This is a genomic window from Nonomuraea sp. NPDC052116, assembly GCF_040680035.1.
In the GTDB taxonomy this organism is placed as follows: Bacteria; Actinomycetota; Actinomycetes; order Streptosporangiales; family Streptosporangiaceae; genus Nonomuraea; species Nonomuraea angiospora_A.
This window is the reverse complement of record NZ_JBFAWA010000002.1, coordinates 482,010-503,003: the sequence shown is the minus strand read 5'-3', so window position 1 is coordinate 503,003 and position 20,994 is coordinate 482,010. Positions and strand designations below refer to the sequence as shown.

The 20,994-nt window shown below is 70.2% G+C and carries 18 protein-coding genes; 6 read left to right on the top strand and 12 right to left on the bottom strand.

Annotated features, from left to right (window positions below; genetic code table 11):
* Positions 1–89 precede the first annotated feature (89 nt).
* The gene (locus AB0L65_RS05250) at positions 90–1,259 is read left to right on the top strand and encodes a phosphatidylinositol-specific phospholipase C1-like protein (protein ID WP_364240410.1); all 1,170 of its coding nucleotides are present in this window, start codon (positions 90–92) and stop codon (positions 1,257–1,259) included.
* 16 nt (positions 1,260–1,275) lie between these two features.
* Here the strand turns inward: AB0L65_RS05250 and AB0L65_RS05245 are convergent, their stop codons facing one another.
* The gene (locus AB0L65_RS05245) at positions 1,276–2,436 is read right to left on the bottom strand and encodes a cytochrome P450 (protein WP_364240408.1); all 1,161 of its coding nucleotides are present in this window, start codon (positions 2,434–2,436) and stop codon (positions 1,276–1,278) included.
* Positions 2,437–2,534: 98 nt separating this feature from the next.
* Between AB0L65_RS05245 and AB0L65_RS05240 the strand changes: the two genes are divergently transcribed.
* Entirely contained in the window at positions 2,535–3,119 is a 585-nt protein-coding gene (locus AB0L65_RS05240; protein WP_364240406.1) for a TetR family transcriptional regulator, read from the top strand.
* Between the two features lie 57 nt (positions 3,120–3,176).
* Here AB0L65_RS05240 and AB0L65_RS05235 read toward each other — a convergent pair whose 3' ends face one another.
* Together AB0L65_RS05235 and AB0L65_RS05230 are read right to left on the bottom strand one after the other, a co-directional pair.
* Positions 3,177–4,661, bottom strand: a complete 1,485-nt coding sequence (locus AB0L65_RS05235) for an AMP-binding protein (RefSeq protein ID WP_364240404.1) — start codon at positions 4,659–4,661, stop codon at positions 3,177–3,179.
* A 17-nt stretch (positions 4,662–4,678) separates the two neighbouring features.
* Positions 4,679–5,734, bottom strand: a complete 1,056-nt coding sequence (locus tag AB0L65_RS05230; RefSeq protein WP_364240402.1) for an LLM class flavin-dependent oxidoreductase — start codon at positions 5,732–5,734, stop codon at positions 4,679–4,681.
* A gap of 1,568 nt (positions 5,735–7,302) precedes the next feature.
* On the opposite strand from AB0L65_RS05230, the gene AB0L65_RS05225 reads away from it, so the two are divergent.
* On the top strand, positions 7,303–8,061 hold the full coding sequence (locus AB0L65_RS05225) for a DUF1963 domain-containing protein (RefSeq protein WP_364240400.1): 759 nt from the start codon (positions 7,303–7,305) through the stop codon (positions 8,059–8,061).
* Between the two features lie 80 nt (positions 8,062–8,141).
* Here the strand turns inward: AB0L65_RS05225 and AB0L65_RS05220 are convergent, their stop codons facing one another.
* Both AB0L65_RS05220 and AB0L65_RS05215 read right to left on the bottom strand, forming a co-directional pair.
* A complete protein-coding gene (locus AB0L65_RS05220) occupies positions 8,142–9,059 on the bottom strand; it encodes an aminoglycoside phosphotransferase family protein (RefSeq protein ID WP_364240398.1) in 918 nt (305 codons plus the stop codon).
* 107 nt (positions 9,060–9,166) lie between these two features.
* Entirely contained in the window at positions 9,167–10,345 is a 1,179-nt protein-coding gene (locus AB0L65_RS05215) for an MFS transporter (RefSeq protein ID WP_364240396.1), read from the bottom strand.
* A gap of 73 nt (positions 10,346–10,418) precedes the next feature.
* On the opposite strand from AB0L65_RS05215, the gene AB0L65_RS05210 reads away from it, so the two are divergent.
* Positions 10,419–11,441 (top strand): ROK family transcriptional regulator, encoded by a 1,023-nt coding sequence (locus AB0L65_RS05210; RefSeq protein ID WP_364240394.1) that lies wholly within the window; start codon positions 10,419–10,421, stop codon positions 11,439–11,441.
* Between the two features lie 115 nt (positions 11,442–11,556).
* Here the strand turns inward: AB0L65_RS05210 and AB0L65_RS05205 are convergent, their stop codons facing one another.
* The 4 genes from AB0L65_RS05205 to AB0L65_RS05190 all read right to left on the bottom strand — a co-directional run bounded on the left by AB0L65_RS05205 (position 11,557) and on the right by AB0L65_RS05190 (position 17,449).
* A complete protein-coding gene (locus tag AB0L65_RS05205) occupies positions 11,557–12,690 on the bottom strand; it encodes a M20 family metallopeptidase (RefSeq protein ID WP_364240392.1) in 1,134 nt (377 codons plus the stop codon).
* 10 nt (positions 12,691–12,700) lie between these two features.
* A complete protein-coding gene (locus AB0L65_RS05200) occupies positions 12,701–14,302 on the bottom strand; it encodes an AbgT family transporter (RefSeq protein WP_364240391.1) in 1,602 nt (533 codons plus the stop codon).
* Between the two features lie 70 nt (positions 14,303–14,372).
* Complete coding sequence (locus AB0L65_RS05195; protein ID WP_364240389.1) at positions 14,373–15,803, bottom strand: ATP-binding protein; 1,431 nt, start codon at positions 15,801–15,803, stop codon at positions 14,373–14,375.
* Positions 15,800–17,449, bottom strand: a complete 1,650-nt coding sequence (locus AB0L65_RS05190; protein ID WP_364240387.1) for an FAD-dependent oxidoreductase — start codon at positions 17,447–17,449, stop codon at positions 15,800–15,802. The genes AB0L65_RS05195 and AB0L65_RS05190 overlap by 4 nt, the downstream gene beginning before the upstream one ends.
* A 78-nt stretch (positions 17,450–17,527) precedes the next feature.
* On the opposite strand from AB0L65_RS05190, the gene AB0L65_RS05185 reads away from it, so the two are divergent.
* Positions 17,528–18,100 carry a TetR/AcrR family transcriptional regulator gene (locus AB0L65_RS05185; RefSeq protein ID WP_364240385.1) on the top strand — a complete coding sequence of 191 codons (573 nt, stop codon included), beginning with the start codon at positions 17,528–17,530 and terminating at the stop codon, positions 18,098–18,100.
* Between the two features lie 6 nt (positions 18,101–18,106).
* Here the strand turns inward: AB0L65_RS05185 and AB0L65_RS05180 are convergent, their stop codons facing one another.
* Both AB0L65_RS05180 and AB0L65_RS05175 read right to left on the bottom strand, forming a co-directional pair.
* Positions 18,107–18,868: an SDR family oxidoreductase gene (locus AB0L65_RS05180; protein WP_364240383.1), complete on the bottom strand. Its 762-nt coding sequence runs from the start codon at positions 18,866–18,868 to the stop codon at positions 18,107–18,109.
* A gap of 8 nt (positions 18,869–18,876) precedes the next feature.
* Positions 18,877–19,761 carry an RNA polymerase sigma-70 factor gene (locus AB0L65_RS05175; RefSeq protein ID WP_364240596.1) on the bottom strand — a complete coding sequence of 295 codons (885 nt, stop codon included), beginning with the start codon at positions 19,759–19,761 and terminating at the stop codon, positions 18,877–18,879.
* 89 nt (positions 19,762–19,850) lie between these two features.
* On the opposite strand from AB0L65_RS05175, the gene AB0L65_RS05170 reads away from it, so the two are divergent.
* Positions 19,851–20,525, top strand: coding sequence for a ThuA domain-containing protein (locus tag AB0L65_RS05170; RefSeq protein ID WP_364240381.1), 675 nt, complete (start codon positions 19,851–19,853; stop codon positions 20,523–20,525).
* Here the strand turns inward: AB0L65_RS05170 and AB0L65_RS05165 are convergent.
* Positions 20,515–20,928 (bottom strand): TIGR03668 family PPOX class F420-dependent oxidoreductase, encoded by a 414-nt coding sequence (locus AB0L65_RS05165; RefSeq protein WP_350724515.1) that lies wholly within the window; start codon positions 20,926–20,928, stop codon positions 20,515–20,517. The genes AB0L65_RS05170 and AB0L65_RS05165 overlap by 11 nt on opposite strands.
* Positions 20,929–20,994 lie beyond the last annotated feature (66 nt).

The window sequence follows — 20,994 nt, the reverse complement described above, 5'->3', positions numbered from 1 at the left end:
TTTCCTAGCTCGTTTGGATATTTCGTGATCGACCGTTAACCCCTGACTTCGATGGTCTGTCCCGGTAAAACCCCCTTGCTAGGAGACCCATGCGCCGCCTCGCCCTCATTGGCCTCGCCGCCACCGCCCTGACCGCGCTCGCGTCCGTACCCGCCGCGGACGCCACCACAGCCGCCACCACAGCCGCCACCACGGCCGGACGCGGGAACCTGCGGATCAACCAGATCCAGACCATGGCCACCCACAACAGCTACCACCGCGAGCTGACCGACGCCGAGAAGGACGTGCAGCGCAGGACCGACGCCAACTGGTGGAACCTGCAGTACTCGCACACCGCCCTGCCGAACCAGTTCGGCGCCCAGCACGTGCGCGGCATCGAGCTGGACGTCTTCCCCGACCCGCAGGGCGGCCTCTACGCCAACCCGCTGGTCAGGCGGGACGCCGGGCTGCCGCCGCTGAACGACCCCGCGCTCGCCAAGCCCGGCTTCAAGGTGCTGCACTGGGCCGACCACGACTACGGCACCAACTGCTCGGCCCTGGTCACCTGCCTCCGTCAGGTGCGCGAATGGTCCGACGCGCACCCCGGGCACGTGCCGCTGACGATCCTCACCGAGTTCAAGAGCACCGACCCGGCCAAGGAGGCGATGGGCGGCGCCAAGAGCCCGGCGTGGGACACGGCGCTGATGGACGCCCTGGACGCCGAGATCCGGTCGGTGTTCCCCGACGATCGGCTCATCACGCCCGACGACGTCCGCCGGCCGGGGCTCACCCTCGAACAGTCCGTTCTCAAGCGCGGCTGGCCCGAGCTGTCGTCCTCGCGGGGCAAGGTCATGTTCTTCATGGACAACCAGGGCGAGAACATCCAGACGCCCTACAAGGCGGGCCGGCCGAGCCTGGAGGGGCGGGTGCTGTTCACGAACTCGCGTCCAGGCCGCCCCGACGCCGCCTTCGTCGGCTGGAACGAGCCGCAGGGCGCCAACACCGCGCAGATCCAGGACCTCGTACGGAAGGGGTACTACGTCCGTACGAGGTCCGACGTGCCCTTCACCGAGGCCAGGTCGGGCGACACGAGCAGGCTGAAGGCGGCGCTGGACAGCGGCGCGCAGATGGTCAGCACCGACTTCCCCGTGATCGGCCTGTCCGCCAGGAACGGCAGCGACTACGTGGCGGAGCTGCCCGGCGGCGCCACGGCCCGCTGCAACCCGGTGAACGCTTCCTCCGGCTGCCGCGACCAGACCCTGGAGCACCTCAGCCGGTAGCCGGCCAGGTCACCTTTCAGCCACCGGTCGGCCAGGTCACCGGAAGGCATCTCACCCCGTACACCGAGGCGTCGTGCTTCAGCGGCACCTCGGTGGCGGGGACGGCCAGTCGCAGGCCGGGGAAGCGCTCGAACAGCGCCCGGTAGCCGATGCGCAGCTCGTTCCTGGCGAGCTGCTGCCCCAGGCACTGGTGCACGCCGTGGCCGAACGCCAGGTGCCGCCGCGCGTCCGGCCGGTCCAGCCTGAGCGCGTCCGGATCCTCGAACACCGCGCCGTCACGGTTGATCACGGGCAGGGACAGGGCGACCGTCTCCCCCTTCCTGACCACCTCGCCCGCCACCTCCACGTCCTCGAGCGCCGCCCTGGACGGCGCCCCCTGGTGCAGGATCGACAGCCAGCGAAGCAGCTCCTCCACCGCGCCCTCCACTGGGCCCTCCTCGAACGGCAGTCCCTCCTTCAACAGCGCGAACACACCCAGGGCCAGCATGTTCGCGGTGGTCTCGTGGCCCGCGACGAGCAGGATCAGCGCGACGTAGGTCAGCTCCTCGTCCGTCAGCTCGGCGGTCAGGCCGCTGATCAGGTCGTCGCCCGGCTCGACCCGCTTGCGGCGTACCAGCTCGCCGAGATATGCGGTGAGGTCGGCCGTCGCCTGCGCGCCGTCCCTGCCGTGGGTGACGAGGGCGGCGCTGCGGTCCTGGAAGAAGTCGTGGTCGCTGTACGGCACGCCGAGCAGCTCGCAGATGACCAGCGACGGGATCGGCAGGGCGTAGGCCGTCACCAGATCGACCGGCGGGCCCGCCTTCGCCATGGCGTCGAGATGGTCGGCCGCGATCTGCTCGATGCGCGGCTCCAGCAGGCGCATCCTGCGCACCGTGAACTGCCCGGTGAGCAGGCGGCGGTAGCGGGTGTGCTCGGGCGGGTCGGTGGCGGCGAAGAACCCCGGCGGGGCGGGCCGGTCGGCACCGCCGGGGCGTACGACGCGCACGGCGGCGTGCTTGAGCTCCTGCCTGGCGCTGAACCTCGGATCGCCCAGCACGGTGCGGGCCGCCGCCATCGTCGTGGCCAGCCAGCCCTGATGCCCGTCGGCCATCTCCAACCGGGCCATCGGCGGCAGGTCGCGCAGCTGCGCGGGCGGGTCGAAGGGGCACTCCTGGTTGCGTTCGATGGGAAGTCGCATAATTTTGAGAGTAGGCTCTCAGTTGGGAGTTGTATAGCGAATCATCGTCTTCTCCTGCGATTGGACTCGGGAGGCCGTACATCGGAGAATGCGGAGTCATGAGCGATCGACCGGGCCTGCGCGAGCGGAAGAAGGCCAAGACCAGGGCGCTGATCCAGAAGGAGGCGCTGCGGCTCTTCCAGGAGCAGGGGTACGCCGCGACGACGGTCGAGCAGATCGCGGAGGCGGCGGAGGTGGCGCCGAGCACCGTCTTCCGCTACTTCGCCACCAAAGAGGACCTGGTGCTGGTCGACCAGTTCCCGCCCTTCATGCAAGCGCTCCAGTCCGTCCCCGCCCACCTCAAGCCCGTGCCGGCGATACGGGCCGCGATGCGGGTGATGCTGGCCGGGCAGACGGCGGAGGAGTTCGCGGAGAGCATGGAGCGGGAGAAGCTCATGTTCACGGTGCCCGAGCTGTGGGCGGCCAGCCTGGACAACATCAGCGGCGTGGTCAGGACCATGCACGAGCAACTGGCAGCCCGGACCGGACGGCCGGCCGATGATCCGGAGCTGCGTAATGTCACGGGGGCGATCGTGGGGGTGCTCATGGCGGTCTGGCTTGACTTGGTAAAGGACCCGGCTCTGGACGCCTCGGTCGAACTCGACAAAGCCCTGGCCCACCTAGAAGCAGGCCTCCCCCTGTAACCGATCCGCTCACCCAGGCCCACTCGGCGGTCCTTGGCCGGTGGCGGCAGCCCGGGGTCAGGTGCCCGGGTAGTTGCCGCCGCCGTGTGCCGAGTCCAGGGCGTCATAGTCGGGGGTGAAGCCGCGCTTCGGTATCGCGTCCACGAACGCCACGTGGCTCGGCTTCTTGTACGACGCCAGCTGCGTCCTGACGTGCTCGACGAGCTCGTCCGCCGTGGCAGCGGCGTCCGGTTTGAGGGCGATTACGGCCTTGACCGCCTGGTGCCAGGTGGGGTCCGGGACGCCGATGACGGCGGCGTCGGCCACGGCCGGATGGGATTTGAGGGCGCGTTCCACCTCGGCCGGGTAGACGTTCTCGGCGCCCGATTTGATCATCCGGAGCTTGGGGCCGATGAAGGTGATGGTGCCGTCGGGTTCGCGGCGGCCGAGGTCGCCGGTGTGGTGCCAGCCATACGCGGATTTGGCCGTATTTAAGTCGTGACGGGCGAAATATCCGGAAAAGAGGGTCTTGCCGCGCGCGCAGATCTCGCCCACCTCGCCGGGCGGCAGCTCGGTCCCGTCCGGGGCCAGGATGCGTACCTGGACCAGCGGAGAGGGACGTCCCGCGAACCCCGAGCCCCCATCGGCCAGCCCGAGGAACGTGAGCATCCCGCCGACCTCGGTCTGCCCGTACCCGCCCATCTTGGAGCGGCACCAGGGAGAGTCATCCACCGTGATCATGCTGTCCCACTCGGCCGAATGGGAGACGAACCTCAGCGACGACAGGTCGTACTTGCCCCCGGCGTTCGCGGCCGTCATCGCGTCGATCATCGGCCCGAACAGGAACGCCTGAGTCACCCGCTCAGCGTCGATCAGGCGGCAGACCTCTTCGGGGTCGAAGGCGGGCGTGAACACGTTCGTGCCGCCGATCTGGAACGTGGCCAGGCAGAACATCATCGTGCCCACGTGGAAGAGGGGGCCGTTGTTCAGGAACGTGAAGCCGGGCTCCATCTGGCGTACGACGAGGAGTGAGGCGCTGTGGGCGACAAGGGCGGCGCTGCTGAGCAGGGCCGCGTTGGGGCGTCCATCGAAGGCGGCGGTGTAGAGGGCGAGAACCGGCTCGCCGTCGTCCACCTGCGGGAAGTCCCTCGGGGATCCGCTCGCCACGAGTTGCTCGTACTCGTCCCCGGCCCGCACCCACGTGCTCTCGGACACGGCCGTGATGGCGTCCGAAGGCTCCCATACGACGACCTTGGGCGTCAGATCGGACAGTACGAAGCGCAGCTCGTCCTCCGACTGCCGCCAGTTGGCCGGGCAGAGGATCGCGCCCAGCCGCGAGCAGGCCAGCAGCAGCTCCAGTACGGCGTGGGAGTTCTGGCCGAGCCACACCACCCGCTCCCCGGCCGCCACACCCCGCCCCGCCAGGGCGTCGGCCAGCCGGGTCACCCGGGCGTCGAGCTCGGGGTACGTACGCCGTACATCCCCGTCCACCACTGCCGTGACCTGGGGACGGCTGCGGGCGTGATCGGCGAGGAGGTCTGACAGGGACAGACTGTGGATCATCTGAGCCTCCCGAGGGGTTACCGGAACGCGGGCATGACTTCGGCGGCGAAGAAGCGCATGATCCGCTTCATCTCCTCCAGCGGCATGGGGCGGGTGCTGCCGAAGTCGCACAGGAGGTTCGAGAAGCCGGAGTCCCGTAGGAGGGAGATCTGCTGGATCACCCGCTCCGGGTCCCCGATCACGTCCAGTTGCTCCCACCGGAAGTCGGTCGACAGCGTGCCGCCCTTGAGGTAGCGGTCCTGGTAGTACTCGAAGCCCTGCGCGGCCCGGCCGGTCTTCGGGTCGATGGGGGCGCTGCGCTCGTTGAAGATCCGCGAGCGGTCGAACGACGCCTCGAACCGCGCCTGGTCCTCGCGTGCCTGTTCCAGCGTCGGCGCCACGTACACGCTGCGCGCCACGACCAGCTCCGCGCCCTCGGGGTGGCCCGCCTGCGCGGCCGTCTCCCGCCAGGTCTCCGCCGCCTTGACGACCTTGCGGAACGGCGCCGCCGGGTCGGCGAGAATGGGCAGCCCGCGCTCGGCGTACATGGTCACGGTCTCGGGGGAGACGGCCGCCACGTGCAGCGGCGGGTGCGGCGACTGCAGCGGCCTCGGGACGAGGCTCACCTCGGAGCCGGTCTTGTAGAACTTCCCCTCATGCTGGTACGAATCCTGCGTCCAGAGCCCGAGGATCACCTCCAGCGCCTCGTTGAACCGGTCGCGCGCCTCCGCCAGGTCTATCCCGAACCCCTCGAACTCGAAGCTCTGATACCCCCGCCCGATCCCCAGGTCCAGCCGCCCACCGGAGAGCACGTCCACCATCGCGGCCTCCTCGGCCACGTGAACCGGGTTGTGCAGGGGCAGTACCACGATGCCCGTGCCGAGCCGGATGCGGGAGGTGCGGGCGGCGGCGTGGGCCAGCATCGTGAACAGGTTGGGGACGACGCCGTAGTCCCGGAAGTGGTGCTCGGCCAGCCGTACCCCGTCGAACCCCAGCTCCTCGGCCAGCTCGACGAGCTCCAGATGGTAGTCATAGACGTCCTTGAAGCCATGGCCGTCGAAGCGGTGGAAGAGGTGGAAGGTCGAGAACTTCATGCGGCGACCTCTCGGCAGGCGACTAAACCAAGCGCTCGCTTGGGAGCGTACCACGCCAGCCAGGAACGCCCCAGGGCCCGGGGGGAAACGCATGGCCTTCCACGAAGGCGCCGCTTCGCGCCAAGGGGCTCCAGACAGCGCCTCCCGGGAAGGGTTCCGCCCCCTTCGACCCCCCGAAACCCCCGCTCGCTTCGCTCGCCGGCCCCCACCCCTTGCCTGGTTACCGGCTGGACCTGCTGGAGCCCGCCCAAAACCCCGCTCGCTTCGCTCGCCAGTCGAACACCCGTTGCGTGGTTACCAGATGGGCTCGCTGGAGCCCTCTCCCCGCCCGCGAAAGGGCGGTCGGCCTGCGGATCAGCTCGGCAGACGCCTACGCGAAGCCCTCAAGGCGTGAAGCGGTGGCAGCCGGCAAGACCGCGGCCGTGGGCGACTACACCTCTGCGAGGACGTAGAGCAGGGCGTTCATGCTGGTCCCGCCGACGAGCTCGCGCTTGTCGATCAGGCGGCGGATGTCCGTGAGCGGTACCCACTCGATGCGCTCAGAGCCTCCCCTGCCTCGGTAGGCGGGCCAATGTACTGGGCGCTGTCGGCGCGGAAGGCGTGGTGTTCGGAGTCGGTGATGAAGCTTTGCCGCCGGAAGTGTGGCTTCTCTCTTGATCTGTCGAGCGCTCGAGTCGCCGGGCCTGCGGTTCGCCATTCGTAATCGGGACGGTTACTGGTCTTGCTGTCTCATGCGAAGTGGCGGATTTCGGGAAACGGGACGCTCCTCCTCCATGCTCACGGATTCAGCCGCCGCGTTCGTGCGTACGTGCAGGTGCCCCTCGGTAGCTGAGAACTCGCCACCCGCTTTGCCGGAGCGCCCGAGAACCCGCCACTTCGGATGAGAACCCACAGGAAGTGCAGACCGGCGGACACCCTTATACGCGGGTGAAGGATCTTCCACCCGGGTGGAAGATCCTCCGCTCTAGATGCAAAACACCATACCCATGCCAGACCAATCGCTCTGTGCCGCCAGCTATTTCCGGGTTTCGGCCACACGATCGCATGCTCCGAGGGCCGGCAATACCGGAGGCGTCCCGGGCCTCAGCTGGCTATCCCTCACGCGTAGGCTCGGTCTGTGCTGACCATCGCCTTCGATGTCGGGGAAACCATCGTTCGTGACGACCGATACTGGACCTCCTGGGCCGACTGGCTCGACGTCCCCGCCACACGCTGAGGCGGCGGGTGGAGGGACGGTTCTCCAGACCTTGACGTGCAGCGCCGCAGCTTGCCATAGCCGTTCATCCAGGCATGAGGCCGTCTTCACTCGGCGGCGGCGCCATCAGCGCGGCGGACCATTTGTCGGACCCGGACGATAAGGTCCTCGCGTCCGGAACGGAACGTCATCGGAGAAGTGAATGATGGCCCGCCATACTCCGCCTCGGCCGGTAGCTGTGGAGGAACTCTTTCCCGAGCTGAAGCCGTTCGGCAGAAGCGCGCTCCGGCTGCATCCGCGTGCGGGAATCCCGTCGTACGAGGACAGTTCTGTCGGGGGCCCGCTGAGGTGGCCGGCCGATGAACCTTGGCCGTTGTGCGCCGAGGAACACTACAACGACGACGGTCTGGAGGACGCCACCCGCCACGAGGCCGTGGTGCCCATGGTGCCGGTCATGCAGCTCTACGCGGCGGACGCGCCCGGTGTGCCGTTCCCGCAGGGAAGCGATCTGCTCCAAGTGCTGTGGTGCCCGTTCAACCACGGGGAGGAGCCCGCCGAGCGCTGCCCCCTGCCGCAGGTGCGCTGGAGGAACGCGGCTGACGTCCGCCAGGTGCTCGTCACGCCCCCGGCACCCGCTGACGCTCCCGAGGGTCACGTTCCCATCCCCTGCGTGGTGCACCCGGAGCAGGTGACGGAGTACCCCGACTGGGACGACATACCGCAGGAAGTGCACAACCAGATCGACGACCGGCTGCGCCGGTTCGAGGAGAGGACCGAGTGGGACTACTTCTACCACCTCAGCGCGGCCCCCGGAACCAAAGTCGGTGGTCATCCGCACGGATGGAACGGCTCGACGACCTGGTTCAGCTGCGAGAGGTGCGGGCAGCCCATCCACCATCTGCTGACCGTGGCCTGTGACGAGTTCGACGGGGAGTCCTGGCGGACCTGGCTCCCGGTGGAGGACCGGCCCGACGACGACAGCGGGCCGGAGATCTACCTTTCGAGGTCCGAACGAGCCGAGGCCGCGCACAATCCGCCCGGCCTGATGGTGTCGGGCGGGGGCAGTGTGTACCTCTTCGAGTGTCGTTCCTGCCACGATCGCCCAGTTGAGCACCTTTTCTATCTCAACTGAGCAAGACGAACAGGATTGGGCCTCAATGCCCGCCAGAGCAGCCCGGTTCGGGTGGGTGGTGTCCTCGGGCCAAGGACACCTCAGGTGGCGCGGAAGTCCGCGATGATCTCGTCGAGCTGGCGCAGGGCTCGCTCGACGCGTACGGGATCGGCGTAGAAAGGGTCGTCAGGCACCGGGAGCGACGACGCGAGGCCCCAGCCGCGGCCCCGCGCCCACGTCGCGTCGTCCACGCCGAGCGTCTCCCGGTAGACGTCCCAAGCCACCGCAGGCAGGAACGTCCACGCGGGCAGCAGGTCAACGGCGGGGTCGCCGACGGCGAGCGTGCCGAAGTCGATGATGGCGCTCAGTCTGCCCTCGACGGTCAGGAGGTTCCCGGGCGCGAGGTCGCCGTGGATCCACACCGGCGGGCCGTCCCAGGCGGGGGCCGCCAGGGCCGCCTCCCACACGGCCGTCACCGCGCCGGTGTCGACGATCCCGCGCAGCGCTTCGATCTTGGGGCGTACGCGGGCCTCGACAGCCACCGAGTCGCGCTCGTCGCCCATCGGCACGCCCCGGAACGCGTTGCTCCACGAAGGCCCGGGGCCGCCGGTCGCGTCGATCCGCTGCAGCGCGCTCACGAACCCCGCCAGTTCCTTGGCCGCCTCGACGGGATCGGCGAGATCTTCCGTGGTCTCACCAGGCAGCCACCGATAGACCGACCAGGGGAACGGGTAACCCTCGCCGGGCTTGCCCTTCGCGAGCGGCTCGGAGATCGGCAGCGGCAGGTGCGGGGCGAGTCGCGGCAGCCATTCGTGCTCGCGGTCAACCTGGCCGACCCACCGGGGATAGCGCGGCAATCGTACGGACATGTCCGGGCCGAGTCGGAACGTCGCATTGTCCATCCCGGACCGCGGCACGGGGGAGAGGGGTAGATCGGCCCACTGGGGGAACTGCGCCGCCAGCAGACGGCGTACAAGAGCCTCGTCGATCAGCACGTCGTCGGGGTCAGGCGTCGACATGGACCGGCTCCTTGTGGGGGAGAGGTGCGAGCAGCAGATCGTCAGGGTTGGGTGTCGACATGGACGGCTCCTTCTGAAGGAGGGGTGCGAGCAAGGTCGGCGGGTCGTCAGGGTTGGGCGTCGACACGGACGGCTCTTTCCGGGGGAGCGGTGCGGGAAGGGCGCAAGACCGGGGCGAGCAGCGTCAGCAGCACGACCACGCAGGTGATCAGCGCGAACGCGGCGGGGTAGCTGAGCGCGCCCGCGACCCAGCCCGTCACGGCCGGGGCGATCAGGCCCGACAGGTACGTGATCGTCGCGACGCCCGCCACGCCCTCGCCCGGAGTCGTGCCCGCGTTGCCCGCCGCCACGATCACGAGCGGCACGATCACCGCGATCCCCAGTCCGACCAGGGCGAACCCGGCGATGCCGAGCGCGGGCGTACGGGCCGCGACCACCAGGACGCCGCCGACCGCCGCCACGGCACCGCCGGCCCTGACCGTCGCCGCCGGACCGAGCCGGCGGATGACGTGGTCGCCCAGCAGTCGCGCGCTCGCCATGCAGAGCATGAAGACGGTGTATCCGGCGGCGGCCAACCCGGGGCCGGCGTCGGTGACGGCGGTGAGGTAGACGGCGGACCAGTTCGAGCTGGCGCCCTCCGCGAACGTCGCGCAGAACCCGACCAGCCCGATCACCAGGATCCCTCGCGTGGGGAGCGCGAAACGCCGCGGCGCAGGCGCGTCGCGTACGGAACCCGTCATCCCGCTGTCGGGGAGGAGGCCGCGCCCGGCCGCCGCCCCGAGGCCGAGTAACGCGAGCGACATGACCCCGAGGTGGATCCGGGCGTCGATGCCCGCGTGCGCGGCCAGAGCGCCGAGTCCGCCGGCGGCCAGGCTGCCGACGGACCACATGCCGTGCAGTCCCGACATGATCGAGCGGCCCAGATGCCGTTCGAGGAGGACGGCGTGCGCGTTCATGGCGACGTCGCACATGCCCGCCGACGCCCCGAACAGCAGGAACGCCCCGAACAGCCACACGGGCGACGGCGAGAGCGCGGGGAGGGCCAGGCCCGCGCACCACAGCGCGAGGAGGACGCGTGTGGCGGCGCGGTTGCCGAAGCGGTAGGCGAGGCGGCCGGCCATCGGCATGCCCACGAAGGCGCCGATCGACGGGCACAGCAGCGCGAGGCCGAGGGCGCCTGGGCTGAGGTGCAGGTGCTCCTGGATCCAGGGGATGCGCGTGGACAGGCTGCCGGCTACGGCGCCGTGCGCGACGAAGACGGCCGCGATGGCACGGTGATGGCTCATGATCCGAAAATTATCAGGCAGGGTTCCTGATGAAAAGAGGTTTTAGGCAGGGTCCCTGATTATTATGAGGACCGTGAAGACCGCCACCCCCGCCCTGGCCCGAGCGATCAACGACCGGCTGGCCCTCGACCTGCTACTCGAGCACGGTCCACTGACCGCGCCGCAGCTCCGCACGCTGACCGGGTTGTCCAGGCCCACCGTGTCCGACCTGATCGAACGACTCATGGCAGGCGGCCTCGTCGAGGTCACCGGCGAGAGCGGCGAGGACCGGCGGGGCCCGAACGCGCGCCTGTACGGGCTGGTGGCGGACCGGGCTCATGTGGCCGGGGTGGACGTACGGCGCGACGCCGTCAACGTCACGGTCGCCGACATCACCGGGCGAGTGGTCAGCGAGGCCAGCACGACGATCGGCGCGAGAGCCGACCTGGCAGCCCTCATCGCGAAGGTGGTCGGGGGCGCGGTGGGGCGGCGCGCGCTGGACACGGTCGTGGTCGGCGCGCCGGGGCTGGTCGATCCGCGTCACGGGGAGCTGGTGTCATCCAACGACGTGCCGGGGTGGCGGCCCGGCATGATGGGGTCCGTACGCGAGCGCCTGGGCGTGCCCGTGATCCTGGAGAACGAGGTCAACCTGGCCGCCATCGCCGAGCTCCGCACTGGAGCCGCCGCCGGGAGCGAGGACTTCGTGCTCCTCTGGCTGGACGACGGGGTGGGAGCGGCGGTCGTGCTCGAGGGCCGGCTGCGCCGGGGTGCGTCGGGCGGCGCGGGGGAGATCGGGTTCCTGGAGGTCGGGGGCGTGGCGTTCTGCGAGCTGTTGAACGCCGAGATCATACGGAGGTTCGACCGGGACGAACTCGCCCGGCGGATCGCTCAGGGTGCCTTCGCCTACGCCACCCTCCTCGACCCGGGACTCGTCGTCCTCGGCGGGACGACGGGTCATGCGGGCGGGGACGGGCTGGCCGAGCTGGTGGCCGACCACCTGCGCGCCCTGGCCCCGGCGCCGACCGAGGTCCGCGCCAGCACGGTCACGGGCAACGCCGTGCTCCAGGGTGCCGTGCTGACCGCCCTCGACCTGGCCCGCGACCGCGTCTTCGGCTGACGCCACCCACTGCCACATCGCGCCTGACGGTCAGAGCTCGGCCGCGTCTTTGGCTGACGCCGCCACAGCCCGCCTGATTGAACAGGCGGGTTGCGTCCCCTCGGGAGCGGCGGGCTCAGGCGAGGGCGGTGATCAGGCCCATGGTCAGCGCCGTGCGCTCCGCGATGTGCTCCACCAGTACGTGCTCGTGCCGCGCATGCGCCCCATCCCCCACCGCCCCCATCCCGTCCAGCACCGGCCGGCCCAGTGCCGAGACGAAGTTCCCGTCGCTGGCGCCCCCCACCGACACCTCGTCCAGCAGCCATCCGAACCCGGCCGCCACCTCCCGCGCCTCCTTGAACAGCCGCTGGGAGGCCGCGTTCGGCGTCATGGGCGGGCGGTTCCACTCCCCGGTGGCCGAGATGGTCACCCGGGGGTCCGACGCCTTCAGGTCGGCGAAGACGTCGTCGATACGTCCCATCTCCGCCGGATCCGTGACGCGTACGTCGATTCCGCAGCTCGCGTCCCCGGCTGTCACGTTCCGCCCGGTGCCGCCGCTGATCAGGCCGACGTTCACGGTGGTGCCGCGCTCGCGGGAGCCGGCCCGGGCCAGGGTGGTGACGATCTCGGCCAGGGCGTGGATGGCGCTCGCCCCCGCGTACGGGTCGAGCCCCGCGTGCGCCTCCACCCCGGTCACGCTCACGTTGAACAGCCCCACGCCCTTCCTGGCGGTCTTGAGCGCTCCCTCCTGGGAGGCCTCGAAGACCAGGGTCGCCAGCGTGTCCTCGCTGGCCGCCTCGATGTGCGTGCGCGAGGCGGGGCTGCCGATCTCCTCGTCCCCGTTGAAGAGGTAGCGCACGCTCGGATGCGGCAGCCCGAGCTCGCGCAGCCCGCGCAGGGCCCAGATCGACTGGACGAGGCCCGTCTTCATGTCGAACACGCCGGGCCCCGTCGCCTTGCCGTCCACCACCGCGAACGGCCAGGCGGCCAGCGTCCCGGTCGGCCAGACGGTGTCGTAGTGGCTGAGCATGAGCACGGTGCCGGGCGCGGTGCCCCGGTAGGTCAGCTCCAGGATGTCGCCGTAGGACCCGCCGTCGTGCAGGACCTCCTCGTCCGGCGTCCCGAGGCGTTCGACGGCCCGGCCACGGATCTCGCGCAGCCCCTTGACCAGCATGGCCTTGTCGTAGCTGTGGGTTTCCAGCTCCACCGCGGCCTTGAGGTCGTCGAGCATGGCCGGCAGGGACTGCCGGGCCCAGTCGTTGATCAACACGAGGTCCTTTCTAAGGAATCGGCGCTCCGGGGCCGAGCGGGATGCCGAGCCACCAGAATGCGAAGAACAGCAGCGTCCAGACGACGAGCAGGGTGAACGAGAGCGGGATGGTCATCGAGGCCAGCGTGCCGATCCCGGCCGAGCGCCGGTAGCGCTGGAGGAAGCCGAGCGCCATCACGAAGTACGGGCTCATCGGCGTGATCGCGTTGGTGCACGAGTCGGCGATGCGGTAGAGGGCCTGGGTGTATTCGGGCGGAATGTTCAGCAGCATCAGCATCGGCACGAAGACGGGGCCGACGAGCGCCCACTGCGCGGACCCGCTGGTCACCACCAGGTTGATCAGGGTGACCACGACCAGGATGCCCAGGAACACCACGGGCCCGCTCACCCCGGCCGACTTCAGCAGGCCGGCCCCGTCGATCGCGATGATCTCGCCGATGCCGGTCCACTTGAAGTACGCCAGGAACTGCGAGATCGCGAAGAACAGCACCAGGATCGGCGCCATCTCGCGGAACCCGTGGGCCATGAAACCGGGGATGTTCCGGCTGCCGGTGATCGTCCCGGCGGCCTTCCCGTACGCCCACCCGACGGCCAGGAACGCCAGCGCGAGGAAGATCGCGATGGAGGTGAGCAGCGGCGACTGCACGATGCCGCCGTCCTTGCCGCGCAACGGCGACCCGGCGGGCAGCACGGCCGCCACCACGGCGGCCACGTACACCACGAGCGCGATCAACGCGGCCCGCAGCCCCTTCCGCTCCGAGGCGCTGAGCGCCAGCGCCCCCAGATCCTCGTCGAAGGAGGTGGAGGAGCCGGGGGAGGTGGAGGAGGCGGGGGAGGCGGGGGAGGCGGGGGAGGGCTCCGGGTCGATGGGCAGCGACTCGACCCGGCGCGCCAGCACGCGCTCGGTGACCAGGGTGATCGTGGCGGCCAGCACCAGGGAGGAGGCCAGCGAGAAGAAGTAGTTGGCCAGCGGCGTGACCGTGTAGGCGGGATCGACGGTGTGCGCGGCGGCCGTGGTGAGCCCCGACAGGATGGCGTCGGTCGGCGTGATCAGCGGGCTGGCGTCGTAGCCCGCCGAGATCGACACGAACGCCACCACGATGCCCAGGATCGGGCTGCGCCCCACCGCCCGGAAGGCCAGCGCGCCGAGCGGGATGAGCACGACGTACGCGGCGTCGGAGGCCACGTGCGCCACCATGCCGGTGAACGCCAGCGCGAACGTCACCCACTTCGGCGACACCCTCGACACCCCGGAGCGCAGCACGGCGGCCAGCAGCCCCGAGCGCTCGGCGACGGCGACGCCGAGCATGACGACCAGGATCGTGCCGAGCGGCGGGAACGAGGTGTAGTTCGTGACCGCGTCGCCGACCATCATCCGCACGCCGTCGGCGGACAGCAGGTTCTTGGCCACGACGGTCTTGCCCGTCGCCGGGTTGACCGCCGACACCCCTGCCGCCGCCAGACCCCAGCTGACCAGCGCCAGTAACGCGGCCAGGATGACGAACAGCCAGAACGGATGGGGCAACCTGTTGCCCAGCCGCTCGATCCCGCCCAGCACCCGGAGGAGGCCGTTCAGGGACCGCGAACCTGTCACCGTCTCGGACGCGCTCACGGGCACGCCTCCTTCCCGCATTTCGGTCAACCATTACACGCGGTAAGGAAGCGTCCTGACAAGAGTCAGGTCAAGAGACGGCGACAACCGGCTCCCGGAGCGGCAGCCGTACCTCGAACCAGGTCTCGCCCGGAACCGAGCGCACCTTGATCTCCCCGCCGTGCCGTCCGGCCACGATCCGGTACGAGATGTCCAGGCCGAGACCGGTGCCCTGACCCACGCTCTTCGTGGTGAAGAACGGCTCGAAGATCCGGTCCTTGATCGCCTCGGGCACGCCGGGGCCGGTGTCGCCGATCTCGACGATGGCCTCGTCCTCGTCGTGCGCCGTGCGGATCGTGAGCGTGCCCCCGTCGCCCATCGCGTCGAGCGCGTTGTGGATGAGGTTCGTCCAGACCTGGTTGAGCTCGCCCGCGTAGCAGGGGATGGGTGGCAGCGTGTGGTCGTAGTCGGTGGCCACCGTGATGCCCGGGGGGATCTTGCCGCGGAAGATCGCGACCGTGCTGTCGAGCAGGTCGTGCACGTCGGCCTGCTGGAACGGCGCCCGGTCCATCTGCGAGTACTGCTTGGCCGAGCCGATCAGCGACGTGATGCGCTCGGTGGCCTCGGTCACCTCGTTGAGCATCTGGGAGATCTCGATCGCCTTGGCCAGCCACTGCACCGCGGCGGGAACGCGGTCCTCGCCCACCTTGCCGCGGATCTTCTCCAGCGCCTCGGGCGTGAACCCGGCGTTGACCAGCGCGGGAGCCAGGTCCCACGCGTCCTCGATGCCCAGCGCGTCCAGCGCGTCGCCCAGCTCGTCCTCGGCGTCGGACGTCTCCAGCGGGCTGCGCTGGGGCAGCTTGCCCAGGTTGGCCGTGCAGGACTCCTGCCACTCGATCAGCGTGCGCAGCTTCTCCGGCGGGATGCCCTCCTCGGCGAGCTGGGCGAGCTGGAGCCGCGAGGTCTTGATCAGCGAGCGCAGCTCGCTCGCGGCGCGCACCGCCGCGGCGGCCGGGTTGTTCAGCTCGTGCGTGAGCCCGGCCGTGATCGTGCCGAGCGCGGTCAGCCGCTGCCGCCGGTCGATGACCTCCCTCTGCATCCGCCCGCCCGACAGCATGCCGTCGAGCAGGTGCATCGCCATCGGGAACCACTCGGCCACGATGTAGGCGAACTTCTTGGCTGGCAGCAAGAACATCCGCGTCGGCGCGGTCGTCCGCAGCGTGTGCTGGTACGTCTGCGGCGCCCGGTCGCCGAGGTAGGCGCTGGTGGCGCCGCCGTAGACGCCGGGCTGCGACGCACGGGGCATCGCCACGGTCCCGGCGCTGACCGTCTCGCTGATCATCTGAATCTCGCCCTCGAGCAGCACCGCGAAGCACTCGGCCGGGTCGCCCTGCTGGAGGATCACCTCGTCCTGGCCGAACGTGCGCACCTGGCCGCTGTTGGCCAGCTTGGTGAGCTGCTCGTCGTTCAGCCGCTCGAAGAGGAAGAGTTTGCGCAGTTCATCGATGTCGATGTTGGTCATTGCTTCTCCAAGTAGCGATGCACGAGCGCGACGGCCATCGCGCCCTCGCCGACGGCGGAGGCCACTCTCTTGATCGAGTCGGCGCGTACGTCACCCGCGGCCAGCACCCCGGGCACGTTCGTCTCCAGGAAGTACGGCTCGCGCCGCAGCGGCCAGTTACGCGGCCGCTTCCCGCCCTGCACCAGGTCGGGCCCGGTCAGCACGAACCCCTTCTCGTCGCGTTCGACCGTCTCGCCCAGCCACGACGTGTACGGCTCCGCCCCGATGAACACGAACAGCCACTGCGCGTCGACCGTGCGCTGCTCGCCCTTGGTCGAGAGCGTCAGCCGCTCCAGGTGGTCGTCGCCTTCACCGCCGACGACCTCCGTCTGGAGGTGCACCTCGATGTTGGGGATCGCGGCGATCTGCTCGATGAGGTAGTGCGACATGGACTTCTCCAAACCGTCACCCCTCACCAACAAATTGACCTTGCTGGCGAATCCCGACAGGTAGACGGCCGCCTGCCCGGCCGAGTTGGCCGCGCCCACGATGTAGACGTCGGTGTCCTGGCAGGACGGCGCCTCCGTCAGAGCGGCGCCGTAGAAGACGCCCCGGCCGGTGAACTCGTCGAGCCCCGGCGCGTCCAGCCGGCGGTAGGTGACGCCGGTCGCCAGGATCACCGCGTGCGCGGCGATCTCCCCGCCGTCCTTGAACCCGACCACCCGCGCCTGCCCGCGCGGCTCCAGCGAGACGACCTTGCGCGCGGTCAGCAGCTCCGCCCCGAACTTCAGCGCCTGCCTGCGCGCCCGGTCCGCGAGCTGCTGCCCGGAGACGCCGTCGGGGAAGCCCAGGTAGTTCTCGATCCTGGAGCTCTGCCCCGCCTGGCCGCCCGAGGAGTAGGCCTCGACCAGCACGGTCCGCAGCCCCTCCGAGGCGCCGTAGACGGCCGCGCCGAGCCCGGCCGGCCCGCCGCCGACCACGATCAGGTCGTAGAAGTCGGTGGCCGGCGTGGTCGACAGGCCCACCGCCGCCGCCAGCGTGGCCTGGTCGGGCGACTCCAGGGTGGTGCCCTCGGCGGTCACCACGAGCGGCAGGTGGCAGCCCTCGCCGGCCGCCTTCACCAGCTGCTCGCCCTCCGGGTCCTCCGACAGCATCCACCGGTACGGCACGTGGTTGCGGGCCAGGAAGTCACGCACCTTGTACGACTGAGCCGACCACCGGTCGCCCACCACCCGCAGCTCGGACCGCTCGATCCGGTCCGTGCGCATCCAGGCGTCGAGCTGGCCGTCGATCACCGGGTAGAACTTCTCCTCCGGCGGGTCCCACGGCTTGAGCAGGTAATGGTCCAGATCCACCACGTTGATCGCCTGGATCGCGGCGTCGGTGTCGGCGTAGGCGGTCAGCAACACCCTGCGCGCGTACGGATACAAGTCCATGGCGGCCTCGAGGAACTCCACGCCGTTCATCTGCGGCATGCGGTAGTCGGCCAGGATGGCCGCCACCTCGTCACCCCGCAGCCGCATCTCCCGGACGGCCTCGATGCCGTCCCGGGCCGCCTCGGCGCGGACAATCCGGTATTCCTGGCCGTAGCGGCGTCTCAGGTCGCGGGCCACCGCCCGTGAGACGCCCGGATCGTCATCAACGGTAACGATGACCGGCTTGTCCATGTCTTCTCCCCACTCGTCCCTACTGGAAGCATGTCATGTGCGGGGGAGTCGGTAGGCACTCGCTCATATCATGGTCGGATGCGTACACGCGATCGCATCATCGACGCCGCCGAGCAGGCGATTCGGGAGTTCGGCATCGCGGGTGCCACCACCAAGCGTATCGCCCAGCAGGCAGGCTGCTCCGAGGCGCTGCTCTACAAGCACTTCGCCGGCAAGGAGGCGCTGTTCCTCGCAGTCCTGCTGGAGCGGCTGCCCGCGCTCGGCCCCGCGCTGGAGCGGCTGCGGGAGAGCACCGGGCAGGGCGACCTGGCCGGCAACCTGGCCGAGTTCGCGCTGATGGCGCTGGAGTTCTACACCAAGGCCGCGGCCATCGCCTCCGGCCTGCTGGCCGACCCGTCGCTCATGGCGGGGTTCAGGGGCATGCTGGCCGCCAGCGACATGGGCCCGCACCTGCCGATCCGGGCGCTGGCCGAGATCCTCCGGGCCGAGCAGCGCGGCGGCCGGCTCGACGAGGGGATCGACGCCGACGCCGCCGCGTCGATGCTGATGGGCGCCTGCTTCCACCGGGCGAACCTGACGTACTACATCGAGCTCCCGGAGGCGGACGAGCCCTGGGCCGCCGCGATCGCGCGCACGCTGGTGCGGAAGTGACGCCCGTTACGCGATGACGCGGCTCTCGCCGCCGTCCACGAGCATCGAGATCCCGTTCACGAACGAGGCCCGCTCGCTGGCCAGGAACGCCACCACGTCACCGACCTCCTCCGGGTTGCCGACGCGCCCGATCGGCACCGCCTCGCCCCGCCGGGCCAGCCCCTCCTCGTCGCCCGCCAGCGTCCGCAGCCGGTCGGTGTCGATCGGGCCCGGCATCACGTTGTTGACCAGCACGCCGTCGCGGGCCACCTCGCGGGCCAGCGTGCGCACGACGCCGGCCACGGCCGAGCGGGTGGCGTTGGACAGCGCCAGGCCGTCCAGCGCCTCGCGGGCCGACCTGCTGGTGATCGTGACGATGCGGCCCCAGCCGCGCGAGCGCATCTCGGGCAGGACCGCGTACATCAGGCGTACGGTGCCGAGCAGGTTGCGCTGGACGGCGACGTCCCAGTCGGCCAGGCTCGTCTCGTCGAAGCGGCCGGACGGCGGTCCGCCGGAGCTGGCCACCAGGATGTCGATCGGGCCGAGCACGTCACGCGTCTCCTCGACCACCCGCCGGGCCGCGGCCGGGTCCTCCACGTCGGCCAGCACGGCGTGCACGACCTTGCCGTACTCCTGCAACTGCACGACCGCCTCCGCGAGCCGCTCCGGGTTGCGGGCGGCGACGCAGACGTCGCAGCCCTCCCGCGCCAGGCTCTTGGCGGCGGCGAGCCCGATGCCCGCGCTGCCTCCGGTGACGAGGGCGACCTTGCCCGAGATGCCGAGATCCATAGGGGCGACTATAGATCGTGCGGGAGTGCCGCGACCTCTGCGTCGGGGGTGACGCGGGTGAGCTTGTCGGGGTTGAGCAGGCCGTAGATGCGCGTGATGACGCCGTCGTGGACGTCGATCAGCACGACCTGGCGGTGGCCCGCGACCCGGGTCCAGAGGGCCGGCTGGCCGTTGAGCTCGATCAGCCGGGAGTCGGCGAAGTCGTAACGGCTGAGCAGGCCGTTGAGGAAGGCCATCACCTTGTGGCGCCCGAGGATCGGCCGCAGCGCGGCCCTGACCTTGCCGCCGCCGTCGTTGTAGGACACGACGTCCTCGTGCAGCAGCTCGGTGAGCGCCGCGAGGTCGCCGCCCGCCGCCGCGTCCATGAACTTCGTCAGCAGCTCGGTGTGGTCCTCGGCCGACGGGTGGAACCGGTCGCGCCCCTCGGCGAGCCGGACGGAGGCCCGGCGGTGCAGCTGCCTGGCGTTGGCCACGGAGATGCCGACGATCTCCGCGATCTCGTCGTACGGGAGCTCGAACGCCTCCCGCAGCACGAACACCGCCCGCTCCGGCGGCGACAGCCGCTCCATCATGTGCAGGGTCGCGTACGAGACGGTGTCCCGCAGCTCGGCCGTGTCCAGCGGTCCCGCCTGCGCCGTCATCACCGGCTCGGGCAGCCACGGCCCCGTGTACGCCTCGCGCTTGACCCGCGCCGAGCGCAGCTGGTCGAGCGCCAGCCGCGAGACCACGGTCACCAGGAAGGCGCGCGGCTCCTTGATCTCGCTCCGGTCGGTGCCCTGCCAGCGCAGCCAGGCCTCCTGTACGACGTCCTCGGCGTCCCACATGCTGCCGAGCAGGCGGTAGGCCAGCCCGAGCAGCATGGGGCGGTGCTCCTCGAAGTCCACGGTTGGCATCATGCCCGGTCACCGGCGAGGGTGCCGAAGTGGGGGCGGCCGACGGTTCATGGGTGGAAAAGCCGCGGTAAGCATGATGAGCTTGGCGGGTGGCGAGAAATCTGATCCTGTCAGGAGGCCCGTTCCACGACTTCGCCGCCACGTCGGCAGCGCTCGCGGAAGTGCTGACCGAGGTGGGGGTCGAGTCGGAGATCACCGAGGACATCGCGGGCGCGCTGAGCGAGCCGTCGGAGGTCCAGCTCATCACCGTCAACGCGCTGCGCTGGCAGATGGACCACGACCGCTTCGCCGACCTGCGTGACGAGTGGCGCTTCGCCTTACCGGCGCAGGCCCGCACCACGCTCCTCGATCACCTCGACCGGGGCGGCGGGCTGCTGTGCATGCACTCGGCGTCGATCTGCTTCGACGACTGGCAGGGCTGGCCGCGCGTCCTGGGCGGCTGTTGGACCTGGCCCAAGTCCCACCACCCGCCCCTGGGGTGGACGGGCGTGCGGGTGCACGGCGATCATCCGGTGGTCGAGGGCCTGCGGGACTTCGACGTGGTGGACGAGGTCTACAGCGACCTCGACATCCTGCCGGACGTCGAGCCGCTGGCGTCCTCGAACGGCCAGCCGCTGGTCTGGGCGCGGCCGGTGCGGCGCGGCCGGGTGTTCTACGACGCGCTGGGCCACGACACCAGGTCGTACGACAACGAGGTGCACCGCACGATGCTCCAGCGGGCCGCGCTGTGGCTGCTGAAGCGGCCCGTCACCATCACGGAGTGAACGACCAGCCGCTCCAGCGGGTCACGTCCACGAGGATCACGGGGCCGCCGGGCCGGTGCTCGCGATACTGGCCGTACTTGGCCGCCAGCGCGTCGAGCGCCGGCTCGCGCTCCGGCCCCTCCTCGACGACCGCGGCCAGGCCGTCGGCGCGGGCCCACCACAGCCGGGTCCAGTCGTCCTCGTAGTGGTCGGCCAGCAGGCTGACCCGCGGGTTCTCCCGGATGTTGCGCACGCGTCTCAGGTCGGTGGTGGTCTTCGGCTTGTGATCGATCGCGGTCACCACCCGGTCCGCGACCACGGCGAAGGTGACGGGCACCAGGTGGGGTGTCCCGTCGCCGCTCGCCGTGGCCAGCCGCGCCACCCGCTCGCCCCGGAACCTCGCGCGGGCCCGCTCGCCGTCCATGCGCCCCATTCTCACCGCCGGCGGATCGGTCCGGAACTTACAAGACCGCATGTCGCCGACGTGGGC

Bases quoted from the DNA above. Each gene is read 5' to 3' on its own strand.
- AB0L65_RS05235 (WP_364240404.1), bottom strand. From the start codon at position 4,661: ATGATCCACAGTCTGTCCCTGTCAGACCTCCTCGCCGATCACGCCCGC.
- AB0L65_RS05175 (WP_364240596.1), bottom strand. From the start codon at position 19,761: ATGCCAACCGTGGACTTCGAGGAGCACCGCCCCATGCTGCTCGGGCTG.
- AB0L65_RS05250 (WP_364240410.1), top strand. From the start codon at position 90: ATGCGCCGCCTCGCCCTCATTGGCCTCGCCGCCACCGCCCTGACCGCG.
- AB0L65_RS05220 (WP_364240398.1), bottom strand. From the start codon at position 9,059: ATGTCGACGCCTGACCCCGACGACGTGCTGATCGACGAGGCTCTTGTA.
- AB0L65_RS05245 (WP_364240408.1), bottom strand. From the start codon at position 2,436: ATGCGACTTCCCATCGAACGCAACCAGGAGTGCCCCTTCGACCCGCCC.
- AB0L65_RS05180 (WP_364240383.1), bottom strand. From the start codon at position 18,868: ATGGATCTCGGCATCTCGGGCAAGGTCGCCCTCGTCACCGGAGGCAGC.
- AB0L65_RS05190 (WP_364240387.1), bottom strand. From the start codon at position 17,449: ATGGACAAGCCGGTCATCGTTACCGTTGATGACGATCCGGGCGTCTCA.
- AB0L65_RS05195 (WP_364240389.1), bottom strand. From the start codon at position 15,803: ATGACCAACATCGACATCGATGAACTGCGCAAACTCTTCCTCTTCGAG.
- AB0L65_RS05215 (WP_364240396.1), bottom strand. From the start codon at position 10,345: ATGAGCCATCACCGTGCCATCGCGGCCGTCTTCGTCGCGCACGGCGCC.
- AB0L65_RS05240 (WP_364240406.1), top strand. From the start codon at position 2,535: ATGAGCGATCGACCGGGCCTGCGCGAGCGGAAGAAGGCCAAGACCAGG.
- AB0L65_RS05165 (WP_350724515.1), bottom strand. From the start codon at position 20,928: ATGGACGGCGAGCGGGCCCGCGCGAGGTTCCGGGGCGAGCGGGTGGCG.
- AB0L65_RS05185 (WP_364240385.1), top strand. From the start codon at position 17,528: ATGCGTACACGCGATCGCATCATCGACGCCGCCGAGCAGGCGATTCGG.
- AB0L65_RS05230 (WP_364240402.1), bottom strand. From the start codon at position 5,734: ATGAAGTTCTCGACCTTCCACCTCTTCCACCGCTTCGACGGCCATGGC.